The 16,013-nt window shown below is 39.2% G+C and carries 11 protein-coding genes; 1 reads left to right on the top strand and 10 read right to left on the bottom strand.

Annotated elements, in window-relative coordinates; genetic code table 11:
• Nucleotides 1-6 precede the first annotated feature (6 nt).
• From BUQ91_RS11225 to BUQ91_RS11270, 10 genes are all read right to left on the bottom strand, one after another.
• The gene (locus tag BUQ91_RS11225; protein WP_074209346.1) at nucleotides 7-858 is read right to left on the bottom strand and encodes a hypothetical protein; all 852 of its coding nucleotides are present in this window, start codon (nucleotides 856-858) and stop codon (nucleotides 7-9) included.
• Nucleotides 848-3,631 (bottom strand): SbcC/MukB-like Walker B domain-containing protein, encoded by a 2,784-nt coding sequence (locus BUQ91_RS11230; RefSeq protein WP_074209347.1) that lies wholly within the window; start codon nucleotides 3,629-3,631, stop codon nucleotides 848-850. The genes BUQ91_RS11225 and BUQ91_RS11230 overlap by 11 nt, the downstream gene beginning before the upstream one ends.
• Nucleotides 3,628-4,218: a condensin complex protein MksE gene (locus BUQ91_RS11235; RefSeq protein ID WP_074209348.1), complete on the bottom strand. Its 591-nt coding sequence runs from the start codon at nucleotides 4,216-4,218 to the stop codon at nucleotides 3,628-3,630. Before BUQ91_RS11235 ends, BUQ91_RS11230 begins: the two co-directional genes overlap by 4 nt.
• Entirely contained in the window at nucleotides 4,215-5,456 is a 1,242-nt protein-coding gene (locus BUQ91_RS11240; protein ID WP_074209349.1) for a hypothetical protein, read from the bottom strand. The genes BUQ91_RS11235 and BUQ91_RS11240 overlap by 4 nt, the downstream gene beginning before the upstream one ends.
• 215 nt (nucleotides 5,457-5,671) lie before the next feature.
• Nucleotides 5,672-6,607, bottom strand: coding sequence for a nuclease-related domain-containing protein (locus tag BUQ91_RS11245; RefSeq protein WP_074209350.1), 936 nt, complete (start codon nucleotides 6,605-6,607; stop codon nucleotides 5,672-5,674).
• Nucleotides 6,608-6,618: 11 nt separating this feature from the next.
• Nucleotides 6,619-7,482 carry a restriction endonuclease gene (locus tag BUQ91_RS11250; protein ID WP_074209351.1) on the bottom strand — a complete coding sequence of 288 codons (864 nt, stop codon included), beginning with the start codon at nucleotides 7,480-7,482 and terminating at the stop codon, nucleotides 6,619-6,621.
• A gap of 1 nt (nucleotide 7,483) precedes the next feature.
• Nucleotides 7,484-8,170: a hypothetical protein gene (locus tag BUQ91_RS11255; protein WP_074209352.1), complete on the bottom strand. Its 687-nt coding sequence runs from the start codon at nucleotides 8,168-8,170 to the stop codon at nucleotides 7,484-7,486.
• Nucleotides 8,170-9,231, bottom strand: a complete 1,062-nt coding sequence (locus BUQ91_RS11260) for a hypothetical protein (RefSeq protein WP_139299739.1) — start codon at nucleotides 9,229-9,231, stop codon at nucleotides 8,170-8,172. Before BUQ91_RS11260 ends, BUQ91_RS11255 begins: the two co-directional genes overlap by 1 nt.
• On the bottom strand, nucleotides 9,203-10,510 hold the full coding sequence (locus BUQ91_RS11265) for a hypothetical protein (RefSeq protein ID WP_074209354.1): 1,308 nt from the start codon (nucleotides 10,508-10,510) through the stop codon (nucleotides 9,203-9,205). The genes BUQ91_RS11260 and BUQ91_RS11265 overlap by 29 nt, the downstream gene beginning before the upstream one ends.
• Before the next feature lie 28 nt (nucleotides 10,511-10,538).
• The gene (locus tag BUQ91_RS11270; RefSeq protein WP_074209355.1) at nucleotides 10,539-14,420 is read right to left on the bottom strand and encodes a type IIG restriction enzyme/methyltransferase; all 3,882 of its coding nucleotides are present in this window, start codon (nucleotides 14,418-14,420) and stop codon (nucleotides 10,539-10,541) included.
• Nucleotides 14,421-14,774: 354 nt separating this feature from the next.
• Between BUQ91_RS11270 and BUQ91_RS11275 the strand changes: the two genes are divergently transcribed.
• A complete protein-coding gene (locus BUQ91_RS11275; protein ID WP_074209356.1) occupies nucleotides 14,775-15,923 on the top strand; it encodes a glycoside hydrolase family 26 protein in 1,149 nt (382 codons plus the stop codon).
• Nucleotides 15,924-16,013: the final 90 nt, after the last annotated feature.

Consider the following 16,013-nt stretch of genomic DNA (forward strand, 5'->3'; position numbering starts at 1 on the left):
TAGATTTTAAACTAATGCAACTTCTTGCTCTAACATTTTTCCTTGCCTTCGGATTTCTATCATTAGGCATTCAAGTTGACTGTCAGGAAATCCTTTTTCCTTAAAACGATTCCACAAATTTTCAAAGAGTGCATCTTGGTTTCCTTTCTTCCTAAGTTCTCCAGAACCATACTCAATCAATTTATTTTTCCATTCATCCATCCAAAACCACTGAGCACATGGAATATCTTCTACAAGGTTCGCATAGTTATTTATTCCGACAGCATCGTAATCGGGGAAAAGGATTACACCTGCAAAAGAACTTTTTGTCAACCACGCACGTAATCGAGCGGATAAATTTCCTGCATAGTAAAGAATAATTCCATTAAAATCTGACGGCATCCATCTTAAATCATCAAGTAACTGTTGGTTTTCAACTAGTATCAAAGAGCCATTGCATTCAAATCCATCAGAGTCATCCTTTATCGGCAAAGCAAAACAACCAAGGGATTTTGTAATAAAGGAAACATCTACACCATTAACAATTACGCCGTCACCTACAGCTTTGCAAAGAAAATAGGAAAAATCAAGCGTCGTTTGACCGGCTTTTGTATTGCTGTTTTTTGCAAGATTTTGAACGCGGGCAGGAAGGTCATCTAAATCTTTTTTAGGAGCAAGACGAGCTATTTCCCATTCAAGAGTTTTCTCGTCAACAACCCTAAATACTTTTCCTTTACCGACTTTTTGGATAGAAATACATCCCTTTCTTTCTGCCCAAATTTCTAATTCTTTTCGCAATGATTGTGCGATAGATGAGAAGGCCACTTCCTTTTCAGAATAGATTCTTGTCAAAATATCAACCCAGGCATCATTCCTCATTACGCACCTCGATTGGATCCAGCGTTATTCGCTGTTTGTCTGTCACAACATTTCTGTTGTTTCTCTTTTCAATACGGATACAATAACGGACTGTTGTTTGTGCTGTTGGAGAAGCAAAAAGCAACACAAAACCAAACTCACGAGCAGCCGCAATCAACTTTTTCTGGTTTTCTTCATCAATGCTTGCAGCCTCATCAAGATAGCATATTGATGTTGTCGCGTTCTTTTTATCCGTCATCCAATGAAGCAACGCCAAGCCGAAAATAAGTTTCGCCATAAGAACGGTCCCATTAGAACCTATTGCATTTAAATCACTAAGATTCTGTTCTAATTCGCCTTCTTTCTGAACCTTGATAGATAAATCAAACAAGTTTTCTAGTCTAAGCTTATCATTGTTATCACAGAATCGGAACAATTTTTCTTTAGCTTTGTCAACTTCAGGATTTCCCGCATATCCTTCTTTCGCATCAGGGCTAAACAAGCCCATTGAATCGGCAGAATCAGTGCTATGTCTTGCTATTATTTTAACAGCATCAAGAATGTCTCGAGGATTTATCTCAATGGAAAGCTTTTTCAAGTCCGAAACACGTCTTTTCGTAATCAACACATTAAATTTGGCTAAATCATCTTCAAAAGTTTTGTATTGATTAACTAATTCGATGAGAATATTTCCCACTCGTGTAATAGCCACATGGAGATTGTGTTGTATGGCGGCCTCTTCTTTGGGCAATGTATGAGCATAATCAAGAATACGCTCCGTCATTTCATCTTCTTGTTCTATACCAATAAATTTGGTAAACCCTCTATGTTCAAGATCCCTTAAAATTCGATTCTTACTTGAAGATACAGAATCCAGTTCGTCACAGTCGTCAACCTGATTTTTTAGCAATTCCGGAAGTTCTTCCATCACATTCCCATCGTAAACATACGGAAGATTCGCCAATTCAAGAACATCTGCATAATTTTCAACATCCCGACGTTTATTCCTCAACAATGAAATTTCGCCATTTCTTTTATTTAAATCATTTATCCTGCCATTTATTTCACGCTCTTCAGACTGACTTTTTTCTTTTTCTTCGTCAAATTTCGCTAAATTATCCTGATTCTCTTGAAGCGATTTAGAAAGTTTAATTTTTTCATCATTTCGTTCTGCTTCCGACAATCGCAACTCAACAAACTCAATATAATCGTTCAACTCCTTTTGCGCCGAATCACGCCTATTAATCAATTCTCTCAACTCTTTTTCAACTTTTTCGCGTTCCTCAACGGCTCTGAGACGATCTCTATACTGTTCTAACTCAGCTTTACTTGATTTAATCTCTTCTCGAATTTCTTCAGAAGATTTTTCCTCATAATGTCCCATTGCTAGGATTTCACATCTATTCAGCGTCAGTCCATTTAACTCTAAAACATCCCCTTGGCTATTGAGCCAAGTTCTGTACGACTCAACAAATGACCGAACGTCACCTATTTCGTCCACACATAAAGAAAGGATTCGCTGATTGACAAGATTATAAAGAATGTCTTTTTCTTCAGAATTGAGTAGGGACTGTAACTGTCTTTTAAATAGTTTTTCGCCAGATTCAAGTTCCCTTAAACTCTGATTTATATCTTCATCCAATTCTTTTATACGCTTACTAATAAACCTAACATTATCTTGTCGTGTTGAATTTAACAACGTCTGTTTTGCAGCGACTTGGTTATTCAAAGAATCAAGATTTTGTCTTAACACATCCTCGTCAATATTGAGAACAAACCGAGATTTCAAAGACTCATAACGATTATTTTTTGAGTCTATCTCCTCTAACTTACGATTTATTTCTTCATTATCTCTAATTATTTGGTCATGCTTTTTCCCGTATTCCGCCACCTCGGCTTTTACACGAGCTAAATCATTTTCTAAGCGATCATTCTCGCTATTTTTATATTCTTCCCACTGGCTCAAGCCCTTGTTTATCAAAGGACGCATCGTCCCGATTTTGCCACGGAGTTCACGAATCCGATTATATTTGCGCTCCAAGTCATTTATTGAAGACATAGAATCTTTACAGGCCTTATACTGAGCCTTATCTTCTTCCACAGATTGGAAGGCTTCATTCCACTCTCGCTTGAAATCAAAACCTCTAGACGAGGCTTCTTTGGAATAATTAACAGCATTAATTTGAAGAAGAAATCTCTTGATGTCCGCAGAATCAAGCTTGTCAAGATGAAGAGTCTTTATTAGGACCTTTTGAAAAACATCTCTAAGCGAAGCCGCTACAGAAAACAAGCGAATATCTAAATCCGACGATGCTAAATCAGTTTTACCATAAAGGTTATTAAAGAACTCTGTTGAACGAGGATACTTGTTAATTGAGATTCCTTTTTCCCGCATTTTTTCTTGCAAAAAGGCCTCTTCAATAATACTGCCATCTACATCTTTATAATCTTCTATGTGAAGTGAACCTTCATAACTGAAATACTGATACTCGTTAGAAAAACCTTTGCCAACGCAACCGACAACAACAACGCCACTTTTTAATTGCATTTCAAGCAATATGTAAGAGCTAGGATATGGAAAATAAAATTTTAGCGAAGAATTCCTGTCATGGGCTCCAAAGTCCATCTGCTGCTTATCGCGAATAAGCAAAAATTGAAGAGCATTAATCAAGCTCGTCTTGCCAGAATTATTCGGACCAACAATAGAAACTGCATCGTCAAGAGGAATCTCGGCAATTTCGTAGTTGGCACTATTTATCAAAACCAACTTTCGTAAGCCATACTCATTTTTCATACATCATCCTCTTCAACAAATTCTTCAAGATCTTCGTTAGTATCATCAACAACTGCATTATCAGTTTCGTTATCAGATAAATCCTGATAAAGGTCTATAAATCGCCAGCAAGGCAACATCATCGTATAACAAGAATCATCTTTATTCATAAAGCCTAAGGTCTCTGCCTTATGAACCACCCTATTCCACGCCTCGTCAGAATCTAATTTTTCTTGAACGAGTAATTCTTTATTTTTCTCTCGCAATTCTGCAAAGAATACCGGATCCAAAATCCAGCTTGTAAACCGAAGTAAATCAGCACCGTCAGCGTATTTTTTATCCAAAATCAGCAAGAAAAGCAAAGCAACCTGTTGAGCGGCCTTTTGATTAGCATCTTCATCAAAATTAAAATATGCGAAGCCCCTCGGATCAATTTCTAACTTTTTTCCTAAATGCTTAAAAAGAATCGCATAATCGTCTTTATGTTCACCTTGCAAAGCATTCCACCATTCAGCATCAGCAGAAGCATCAATATGGCGTCCAGCAGCAAGCTGACTAAAAATATCTTTGACATACTTCAAATTTTCGAGATCTTTTGATAAGCTCATACAGCATTCTCCAAAATATGCGGATAGTATGTAATTCTATAATTCTTTAAGTTCGTTGATTCGCGAGAATCTGATTGACGCAATCTTTTCGACTCGCGCTGCAAAATCTGCTGGTAAACAGACAACAACGTTCTATCGCTTTGTTCAGGATAATTTTCCTTAAGCCATTCCATCAAAAGCACCCGTCTTTTGCACATTTTTAAATTTTCAACAACATCATCTATTCGAAGCAACGTCAAATCGTCGTTATTCGAAACTAATTCCTCAGGAAAACTAAACTTTGCAGGAGTATATTGCAAAACTTTTGCCGAAAACTCCTTGACTGAAGGACTTAATGAAAAACGGACATCTCTTTGGCTTCCGCCTAATTTGAGAGTCTTTACATTTAGACTTTTCCTTAATCCCTTTTTCCGGACTTTTGCCAAAAGAGCAACTACAGAACAAGATATTCTATTATTCTTCGTTACTCTATTGCGTAGAGGAGCCAATTCATTTTGGAACAAAGCCAAATTTTCTCTGATTTGCGTTCGCAGCATGCGTATTTGACTTTGAGCACCTTTCATTGTTCTTGACCAAGAAGACAATGAACCAGCCTGGATATTGCAGAGATCCATTCCCCGAGCCAACTGTTTTTCTATGGTTAAAGTCAAGTTGAGAAATCCAGTAGCATCATTGCCTAAAAACTGACGCATTGGTTCTACATATTGTTCAAAGCAATCAGAAACCTCCCCATAGCGAAGATTCAAAGGCGTATCGGGCGGCATAATCTTGGCACGCTCAATTATGTTCTTGATAGCATTTCTGTCAGACTCCAAATGATTTTGAATTTCATCTATCAGATCAATAATCATCGAAGCTTTACTTTGGACAAGAGCCAAATCGCCTTTTTCAAGAGCCTTTTGAACCTCATCACTTAGTTTTCCAACACGATCTGCCTCAACTTTAACTATTTCAGCAAGGCCGAGTTTTTGTTCCTTAACTAGGTTAAGGACATAGTCTTTCGTGTACTTTTGGATTATATACGCCCCATCTTGGTCAATAGGACGTAATATTCCGTTCTTGACCAACAACCTAAAGGCTCTCAGCGCATCATCTTTATTCTGTTGAAAATAGGCAACGGCTTCATCAAAAATGGCTTGTTCGTATAGAGCATTTGAAGACCTACTTTTTAAAGCAAGCCTTTCTATTAAGTCAAAATACTCATTCAGAGTTTGTACTATCGCCTTTGGAGAAGCCATTTTTAACCTAAATTTCCATTCTAGCTAAATATACTCACAATCAGATGTCACAAAATGTCAAACAGGCATTTCCCCTCAAAAAAACTTTTTTCTCGTCTATAATTTTGCCGTTTTTCGCTCAATTTCTCCAATTTTCGTCTAAAGTTCGTCTAAGTTTCGTCTGTAAATTAGCTATTTAGACGAGAATTTAAGCTTTTCTAATCATTTAACCAATCTTATTTCACTATTCGGTATTCGTCACAATATCGGCAAAATACAAGTTGCCTTCTGGGCCATCCTGTTTCGAACAATTCTAGGGGTTTGCGGCATTTTTTGCATTTAAACGAAAACGGTTTGACCATTCCACAGGATTTGCAAATAGCCTCCCATTTCTTAGTTTCCCTATTCTTTTCAAACGAAAGAACGTTTCCACATTTACAGTTTGCCAGTTCTTCCTCGATTTTTCTATAAAAATACTGCGGACGGTGAATGTCTTTTAAAAAAGCTATAGTCTTTACTATATCTTCTTCCGGCAACAACCAAAGTGAATCGTTTTTCAGAATGGCGTCTTTTACAAAATTCTTTACCGTATCCGATTTTTTATAGCTCTCATAAATTTCAAGAACCTTATCAGGAATAACTTCGGATTTAAGGACCGTTCCGTCAAATTTACACGGTTTGTCAGGCTTTACCACATTGGATTCACCATGCAAAGCAACTAAATAATGGACAGGATAATTCTGAAATCCTCCTTGAAGAAAGAGAAATTTCTTTCTAAGGGTTTCTTTGTTATTCTGCAAAACTTTTCTTAACGCCTCAGACTGGATTTTCGCTTGATAGATAGGACTTTCCCTACTCGGATGCCATTCGTAGTCTTCTTTTGACAAATACCAGCAATTTCCATCTTCATCATATTTCATCCCGCTAGTCCAGCTCTTTGTTTCTATAACAATGAAGCAATATGGCGTAATAACAAGATGGTCTATTTGAGTATAGTCGCCATCGTCCGTCAGGCATTTAAACCGAACGTTGTTAAGGACATGAATTTCAGGATGGTCAAAAAATTTGCGCTTTAAATAATGGGCAGTTTGCTTTTCCGCTTCATAGCCCATTAAGTCTTCTTTAGAAGACAATTCCTTTGATACGATGTTTTCAAGTTCTTTGTCTATCATGTATCAAGCCCTTATTCTCGCATCATTTTCCTCTTTTCAATTTTCCCATTCTTCCAAAACAATGTTTTCTTGTCTTTTCCTAAATATTCGATTACACCATACATCGCATCAGAAGCATCTATTAGCATAGTTTCTTCATCTGGCTTCTTCACTTCATATTTTACAGTATAACCTATTATTTTCAAGCTAGATGAAGGGGTCTTTATTTCGCCTTCTTTTGAAAAAATTTTTGTTTCCTCAAATTGACCAAATTCATCTTTATGCAATAAGGGTAGTTTATTTTCTAGATCAAGCCATGTTACGGTCTTTTCCCCATCATTTATAAATATTTCATTATTATTGCCAGCAATTGCAAACGATGTATTCCCCTTCATTTCCTTAAGTACACTTTCCGAAACCTTGGGATAAAAACCTGTTATTCTTGCAGGATAACCCATAGACAGAGTAAAAGCAACCTTATTAATTAATGGATTCCCTTGTTCATCAACCCAATCAGAATCCAATGGTTTTCGAACAATAAGCAAATCTATTTTATTCTGTTCGGCTTTCTTTTGCGCACCAGATTGATAACCAATTTTCGTTGCAAAAACAGGCTTTAAATCAGGCAAGTCCTTAATTTTGCCAATCAAGGCATCAATTTTTTCAACAGACACCGCAGAATTGTAGTCTTTACACTCGATTACAGTCTTATATGTAATCCCACCTAGTTCATATTCCCAATAAAGGTCAAATTCTCGATCAATTCCACAATTATCCGTTATCTTTTTTCTCATCTCAATTTTTATGTTCTTTTGTATGCCTAATGTTTCTAAATGCAGTAAAGCCTCATGAAGGCTTTTTACAAAATTTTCATAAGACTCACCAGTATTTTTCATTCTACATCACTTTTTTTAATGTTTCTGCCATACCTATTTTTCGCTCTGTAAATTCTCTCAAAACCCGTTCATAATCTGTTGGATAATAAAGATTTTTTAAAATAAAATATAAATCTAAGTTATTTTTTCTTATATATTCAGATAATGCATAATAGATATGCTCCCTCATAATGGCTTTTGCTTTTTGGAGTTTTATCTCTCTATAAACAAGATAAAATTGTGTTTTATAATCTCTAGATTCTGTTGAAAGGATATCCCCAAAATTTCGTAACCTTCGATTAATACTAATATTATTATTTCGAATGATTTCTTTTAAATCATTATATGCTATGTTATACTTATTGTACATTAAAGAATACTCTGAATAATCCAAAAATTCATTTTGACGTTCCAACCAAAACAGAACATTTTTTCTACTTAATTTCTTAGGAAATTCAACTCTAAACGGATAAACTTCAGATGTTCCTTTTATAAAGGAGCCATTCTTAAAAAGACTCAAAGAAACAGCCTTTACAAACTCAACATAGCTTTCATCGACAGTTTTATAATTATAACCGCTAATTCCATTTAAACATTGAATAAATTCCTGATTTTTTGATTGAAAGACCTGTATTTGAAAATTTTGGCAAAAAGGAAATATATCTTCAACAAAAATTTTCAAAATTTCATCACAACTTCGTTGTCCCATTATATAGCCCCAAGTTGTTTCAGCTTTTTATGCAATCCATATTGTTGATAATTAAAACTAAATGGAGAAACATCATAAGCCTCAATTAAATTTACAGCAATAAAAATATCATAACCATCAAGATTATTCCGCCAAAAGCCTTCTTTACTTTTTTGTTTTACAAATGAAACTAATTTCGATTTTTTTGAAATCAAAGGTGATTCCAAAATATTTATAATTTTTTTCTCCCAATTTAACTTCGTTTCATAACGATAAACACGGATGTCATTTTTTATACCAACAATGATTCCCGCTGTCATTTTTTGTTTTTCCATATTTTTTAACATTTCCATACAAACTTCTTTTAAATATAAAGACATTTCTGATTTACCCAATAAGTCAAAAATAACAAATAACCACCCCAAACTCGTAATCAAATCAACCAAAGGATTATAGCATTTTTTATCTTCTCCAGATTTAATCAAATAAAAAAATTCACTTACACTAGCATTTACAAAAACATATATCAGCTCTTTATATTTTTTAAACACATCACTATCGACCATTTCAATCAAACCTAATCGGCATAAATTCAATGAAAAACCAGCAACATCAACTTTTTCATCTTGCAAATTTTCAAATTTATTCAAGCAACCAATAAGAGATTCATAAAGAATAACTTTCTCTGTATATTCCGCTTTTTCAGCAATTTCTATCTTTTTTATTTTTTGTTCCGTTAATTTCTTTTCATCAACAAAATTGGACAAAGGCACATCATTCATTTTTTCTATAAACGACATTTTCACAGAAAAATCATTTATCTCCAAATTCCATCTAGTCCAATATTCAAATTCTTTTTTTATCGCAATGGCTTTCAACTTTACATTCTGATTCAGAAAGTTTCTTTTTTTGTAAAAAAAGGAAACCATTTTTACAGTAATCACATCAAAATAATCAAGATAAAGTGTATAGATCTTCAAAGACAATTCCTCAGCAGCAAACTTCTTTGGAGTTACAACATGACCTTCTATTTCTTTTTCATAACTAAGTTTTTCAAACAATGACAAAATATCTTTTAACAAAAAAAGACTCGTAAATTCCAGAAAGCCCAAATTTTAAATTTGGATTTCCCATTGTAAATTTTATCTCCAACGTTTTGTAATCATTAACTCTTCGCGTGAGTAACATAATTTGTATGCATAAATCAAACAACTCTGAAATTATTTTCACATTCATGTTTATAGTATTCTGAGTCATTCTTTTTTCAAATATGGTCCATATTTTTGAGACCATCATAAATGCTCTTTGGGGATATCCATTTTCAATTAAAGCATCGAAATAATAAACCAATTCATTCAACACCGTTCCCGACACTTCTTCATCCTTATTTTCTTGTATTTTGTCAAAAACGGATTCGAAAATTTTTTCCATTTTATCTTCAAACCAAAAAAAATCATTAACGTATTTTGTAGGCGGAACCATTGTTTTAGAAGCCATTACAAAATCGTGGTCATTTAAAGTGTATAAATTTTGCTCATCTGATTGAATAAAATACCATTTACTTTCTGGAAGTATTTTTCTCTTATAAAACTGATAAACAATCAATATTTCAACTATATTTTTCGACAAGACTCGCAATTCCTTATTTGTTGCATTTATGTTCATCTTATTATATATAATCTCAAAATATTCTACATACTCACGAGCATTTAATGCTTTTTCCGAGCAAAAATTATCATTTATCTGTTTTAACGAAGCTTTTTCTATTTCTTGAAATTCTTTAAAAATTTTTGTTTTTATCACTTTAAACCATGATTCTACTTCTAAATATGACAATAATTTGCGAGATAACACAATAAACGTGGCTACAGCAATAACAAAAAAAGCCCATACAGCAATACTCGAATACATCAAAGTCTTTTCAAATAAAATTTCTGTCAAAATCCACATTAGGGAAAATTCCGACATTATCATCAAAAGATTTAAATATCGATTATTTGTTGAATTATACAATAAAAAATTTTGCACTTTGGGAGGCAATTTCTGATGGGTTGTGCTTGCGACAAATATTAAGCCAGAATAGTACAGTCCCATCATTACAGGACCTGCAGCCGCAATACATACTATTAAAGAATCAAAAGATGAATTGTCAATTTTTTCTACGCCAAATAGATTAAATAATAATAGAAACAAAATCAAACCAATGATTAAATTTTTAACCAAAAGAAGAACTATACCTTCGTTTATTTCTGATTTAAAGAATTGGTTCTTTTTTAAAAACAAAGAATTTTTTCTTTTTTCCTTTGCGAGATAGTCTAAAACTTCTTTGTCAATTTTTTTTATTTTTTCTTTATTTAACATAATATTCACTTGTTTAATATATCAATTATCACCTCTTCTCCACTGCTTCTATTTCTTCGGCATCGGTGATGCCGTAGAGTTGATAGACGAGGGTGTTGACTTGGGTTTCGAGGTCGGCGATTTGCTTTTGAAGCGCCTCACTAGATCCTTCGACTTCCCCTATCGCCTTCGGCTCCAGGGGCCGCTCAGGACGACACGAAGTTTGTTTTTTAGCAGCGATGATTTCATCGGCGAGAGTGGCGAGTTGTTGCTGTAGTTCCACATTGTCCAGGGGGATGCGGAGGTTTTCGAAGTAGGCTTTGCGGATTTCACGGGTGCCGCCCATGAGTTCGGGGCAGTTGTACCATATCCAGAGTTTGACAAGGCTGGAATTGAATATGGCGAGAAGGGCCTTAAGGAGAGATCCTTCGACTTTGCTTACGCTCCGCTCAGGATGACACTCTGCTTCGCTCGCAATGACGTTTTCTGCTCCCTTAGGCAAGTTCTGGGAACTTTCTTTTTCCGTAATGATAAAAGATTTGTCGTTGCCGAAAGAGCCAGTTTCGTCATAGGTGAACGGGAATGCCGAAGTCATGTTCGGGTACATGATTTTGGGTTTGGCAAATTCTTCCAAATAGGCGCAATTACGTAGGTTGTATGGCGTATCACCTTTATCCCCACGTTTAACCAACTTATCTATAAATTGGTCAAGATGCTTTTTGATTGCCGGATATTCATCTATGTTAATCGGCGCGATGTTCTTTTCCTTTATTCCGTTATGCGGGTTGATTAGATATTGATCATTTTCCGTCACCCATGCGTTAATGTCTCGACCGCGAAGCAGTGGCTTTATGAGTTCTTCACTCTTGGGGTCTTCGGCGATGAGTTTTTCCCTCGTTTTTCCATCAATAAAGAATGCATCATTGAAGCCTGTCTTAATGCCGTAATTAATGGTAATCGGCATATCTTTCAGAGGCGTGCCGACGTTCATTTTCTGCAATACGGAATCGTGGAGTTTGTTTCTGATACTCCATTCGCTTGCTCCGAAATTTTCTGCCGGGAACTCGAATGTCGCCGCCTTGACTTCTTTTTCGAATTCGCCGTGATAGTTCTTGCTGTTCAGCGAACACGCCAAAACGGGCATCTTGTCGCCGGACTTTTGCGATACGAATATGCACACGTAAATGGTTGCATCGGCAAAGAACTGGACATCGCCAAAGTTGAGAATTTTCTTGAGCGAGGTCTGGCTCATGAATTGCCGCAGTTCCTTGCCGTAATCCACGAGCATCCATTTGTTCGGCATGATGAACGAGAAATATCCGTTCTTTTTCAGCAGGCTGTAGGCGCGTTCCACAAAAAGGCAGTAAAGATCTGCGGACTTGTTGTAGCAACTGTAATCTCGTTTGCTGTAAACGTCGCTCATCTCGCCCATGCTCTGGAGCTGCACATACGGCGGGTTTCCGATGATGGCATCAAAGCCTGTAAAGCGGCCTTCGTCGTCGAGGATTTCCGGGAATTCGAACATCCATTCGAGCGAATTGGAAAAGTCGATGTCGTTGTTCTTGACAACGTTTCCGAAGAGGTCAATGCTGGGCGGCTCCTTGAGTTGCGACTTGAGGCCGGCAATGTTCAGGCGAAGTTGCTGTTTGTTGTAGCTCGTTCCGCCCGCCTTGTAATCCTGAACGTTTTTCCTGTATTCCTTGAGTTTCGCCGCGAGTCCGTTTTTCTTGTCGGCCTTGTCTTCTTTCTGCAAAAAGTCCAAAACGACGTGTCCGTTCTGCACGGGGTATTTGCTCAGCAACGAATCGCCGACTTTGATATTGATGTCGATGTTCGGGAGGGTCTGAAGTTGTTTGTAGCCGCTTTCCTTGGTGTAGTAGGCGTTCTTCAAAAGTTCAATCCAAAGGCGCAAACGGCAGATGTTCACGCTGTTGGGGTTCAGGTCAACACCGAAAAGGCTATTCTCGATAATGCGGCGTTTTTCGTTGAACAAGGCTTCTTGATACCGCTGGCTTTCTTCGTTGCCCGGCTTGTATTCAAACGGTTCGCCCTCGTCATCAACAACAGAAAGTTCATCGTTATCAACTTTCAAAATCAGGTCGCGACGTTTGATGCGTTTGCCGTCTGCATCGCACAAAATGTTCAATTCCGATTTGATTGCAAGCAGGCGATTAAGGGCCGACACCAAGAAATGCCCAGAGCCCACGGCGACATCAGCAACGCGGATATCATCAACAATTTCATTCGCTTCTGAAATATCTTCAATCTTGTCCGAGACATCTTCCAAATTTTTGCATTTCCAGGACTTTTTCTCGTTGAACTTCTGCACCACAGTTCGTTCCAGCACATCGCGGGCCATGTAGTCGGTGATGAACCCCGGCGTAAAGAAACTGCCGTCTTTGTAGCCGTTGATTTTTTCGAAAATGAGTCCGAGAACCGACGCGTTGATGAGCGTCTTGCTCGTAGAGGTCACGCCGCCTTGGGCATCGCTTGCAAAGTTGTACGCATCGAGGAACTTGAAGATGTAATCCAGATTCGGGAGCGTGCCTTTTGCGCGTTTGCCGCGTTCATCCTTCAGGACAGTCTTGTTGAAAATTTCCATCTGGGCATCGGGAATGCCGCGGATTTTCAGGTGCTTTTCGTCTTCGGTCGGTTCGAACAGCGAACTGTTCAGATAAGGCACATTCGGGTAACGCTTGAGCACGTCTTCGTCGCGGTCCTCGATTTTCTTGCCGAGCACCTTGAAAAAGAAAATGTTCAGTTCGTCGAAGTTCGCTATTTTATCCGTACTCATGAACCGGTACGATGCATCGCCCTTTTGATACATGAGGATTTGCGATTCGACAAGTTTCAGGAACAGCAGGCGGTTCACCCATGTGATGCAGAGACGGAGGGCCATCGCCTCGCATTCTTCCTTGTTCGGGAAATCGTCTTCAAGCTGGTAGATGGCACTTTCGAGGAGGCTTGCCTTGTCGCGATTTGCGGGCTTCTTGCGTTGAATGACTTTCTTGCCGCCCTTTTCTTCTTTCACTTCTTCGAGGCCGATGATGTGCAAGAGTTCTGCGTAAAAATTGCGGTCAAGGCTGTTGCTGTCGTTTGCAAAAGGCTTCGCGAGGAGGGTTTCCGGGGAGAGGAATTTGTAGAGAGGGAGGAGCGGTGTGGAATGTGAAATGTGGGATGTGGAATGAGAATACGCATTGTCATTCTGGAAGCCCGTAGGGCTGATAGAATCCATGGACCCTATCGCCTTCGGCTCCAGGGTGACAGGCGCTTTTTTCGATTCCTGAGAGACAGAACGAACAACATCCGCAAGGTTGAAATGCACAACGTTGATGTCGCAGGAGGCGAGGAAATCGTCGATGGCGGGTTTCGCGATTTCGTTGTAAAAATCGGAGGTCTTGTTGCCGCTCATCTGATTCGCCTTGAATTTTAGGAACTGATCGTATATCGGTTTTGACTTGTTCCCAAAATAGCGGATAAAGTCCTTAACGTCGAAGAAATACCATTCGTCAAAATTTGTGATGGCGAGCCACTTGATTTCGTGATTGACCGAATGCACGTATTCCAGCATAAAGTAATAGACGAGTTCCTGCAACGATTTTACGTTCGGATGCTCCGCCGAAAACATTTCGGCCGCATTCGTCGGCGACTTCGCTTCGATAATCACTGCCGGCTTTGCACTTGCCGTATTGCCGTTAAAAATCGCAAGGTCTATCGGGCGGTTGACCTGCACCGAATAATCGGGTTCAAAAATCTTGCGTAAAAAGTTCCAGATTTCGCCCTTGTGGTACTCTTCGTCCTGCGCTGGATTCCGCTTGCTATAAAGATTCTTGAGCGAAAGCTTGAAATCCTCCATCTTTTCGACGGGAACAGGCAACTTGAGAAACGCAGAATTGACGGACTTTTTAGGCGAAATGAACTTGATTGACATACAAGCGAAATATACCCTTTTTTGAAGACAAAAGATGGCAATCCCATAGTTTTAAGGGCAAATCCCGTTTTTTTTGCAGTCGGGGCGTTGCGGGGTGTCCCCGCTAGAAGGGGTAGCGAAAGACTTGCCCTAGATCCTTCGACTTCGCCTGGATTCTATCGCTTCGCTCCAGAATGACAGGCTTCGCTCAGGATGACACAGGGCAAGGCTGAAGCGAGGGGGAGACTTCCCCCTTTCAAAAATATAACACTAGATACACTATAGCACAAACATACATAAATGTCAGGTACAGGGAACGCCTAGTAACCTAATTTAAGTAAGGAAACAAAACTCATTTCAAAAATCGAGGCTATCATGTTCAAATCGTTACTATTCACATTGGGGATTTTGCCTATGACCGCTTTAGCATTCCAAGTCGGTGCCTGGGTCGGTGGCCCCGGCCAATACCCACAGCCAACTCAAGAAAACGTGCAGGCATTCCAAGATTTGCAGGGCTCGCATATCGACCTCATCAGTTACTTTGCGCTCTTCGACATCAACGATTGGAACGCAACCGAAGAGTACGCAAACGTCGCGAAAGACAACGGTTCCACGCTGGTGGTGACCTGGATGGCAAACGGCTATAACGCGCAAGATTTGGTGGACGGCAAGGCCGACGAATATATCCGCGACTACGCCAAGGGTGTTAAAGGCTATGGCGAAGAAATCTGGCTCAGGCCGCTCCACGAAGCGAACGGCGACTGGTACGACTGGGGTGTAGGCAAGGCAGGCGCCGGCAACACCGATGCAAACGTCGCCGAAGCATTCCGCCATATCGTGAAAATTTTCAAAGAAGAAGGCGTTACGAACGTCAAATGGGTCTGGACAACGAACGCTTCGAACTCAGGAAAGGGTTCCACGCTTACGGGCAACTACCCTGGCGACGAATACGTGGACTACATTTCCATTGACGGCTACAACTGGGGCAAATGCCAAAGCTGGTCTAGCTGGCAGACGTTCTCGCAGGTATTCAAGAAGGCATACAACGCACTCGCAAACATCAACAAGCCGCTCTTCATTGCTGAAATTTCCAGCTCCGAACTCGGCGGTAACAAGGCCGAATGGATTACGGACATGTTCGAGCACTTTGCTACAGACTTCTCCCGCGTATTTGCGGTGATGTGGTTCAGCCAGAGCAAGGAGGATAACGAAGGCGACTGGGCGCTCAACACTTCACAGGCTGCCGTTGATGCATGGAAAGCAGGCATCGCGAAGATGAAGGCCTTGGACAGCAGCACCTCCATCAAACCAGCCGGAAGGGCATCCAGCAGTTCCTTTCGCCTGCAAGACGGCAAGCTCTACATGCAAACCGGCAAAGCATTAAAGGCAAGCGTCGTGCAGTTCGACTACCAGGGCCGCGTCCTGTGGCAGAGCCCGGTGCAGCACTTTACCGCGGGTGTGCACGCTATCGACGCCCCCAAGGCAAGCACGCGAAGCATTTACAAGTTATCCGTGAAGCGCTAAACAAAACTTATTCATAAAACTCCTTGGACAACCCCCATTCTAGCTCCTTCAAAACGCTAGAGTGGGGATTTTTTATTTGTATGCACGCAA

The sequence above is a fragment of the Fibrobacter sp. UWB11 genome (assembly GCF_900143015.1).
GTDB lineage: Bacteria > Fibrobacterota > Fibrobacteria > Fibrobacterales > Fibrobacteraceae > Fibrobacter.

What these genes read in the sequence shown, in the direction of transcription:
- BUQ91_RS11270 (WP_074209355.1), bottom strand. Translation starts at nt 14,420, where the DNA reads ATGTCAATCAAGTTCATTTCGCCTAAAAAGTCCGTCAATTCTGCGTTT.
- BUQ91_RS11230 (WP_074209347.1), bottom strand. Translation starts at nt 3,631, where the DNA reads ATGAAAAATGAGTATGGCTTACGAAAGTTGGTTTTGATAAATAGTGCC.
- BUQ91_RS11240 (WP_074209349.1), bottom strand. Translation starts at nt 5,456, where the DNA reads ATGGCTTCTCCAAAGGCGATAGTACAAACTCTGAATGAGTATTTTGAC.
- BUQ91_RS11250 (WP_074209351.1), bottom strand. Translation starts at nt 7,482, where the DNA reads ATGAAAAATACTGGTGAGTCTTATGAAAATTTTGTAAAAAGCCTTCAT.
- BUQ91_RS11255 (WP_074209352.1), bottom strand. Translation starts at nt 8,170, where the DNA reads ATGGGACAACGAAGTTGTGATGAAATTTTGAAAATTTTTGTTGAAGAT.
- BUQ91_RS11245 (WP_074209350.1), bottom strand. Translation starts at nt 6,607, where the DNA reads ATGATAGACAAAGAACTTGAAAACATCGTATCAAAGGAATTGTCTTCT.
- BUQ91_RS11265 (WP_074209354.1), bottom strand. Translation starts at nt 10,510, where the DNA reads ATGTTAAATAAAGAAAAAATAAAAAAAATTGACAAAGAAGTTTTAGAC.
- BUQ91_RS11275 (WP_074209356.1), top strand. Translation starts at nt 14,775, where the DNA reads ATGTTCAAATCGTTACTATTCACATTGGGGATTTTGCCTATGACCGCT.
- BUQ91_RS11225 (WP_074209346.1), bottom strand. Translation starts at nt 858, where the DNA reads ATGAGGAATGATGCCTGGGTTGATATTTTGACAAGAATCTATTCTGAA.
- BUQ91_RS11235 (WP_074209348.1), bottom strand. Translation starts at nt 4,218, where the DNA reads ATGAGCTTATCAAAAGATCTCGAAAATTTGAAGTATGTCAAAGATATT.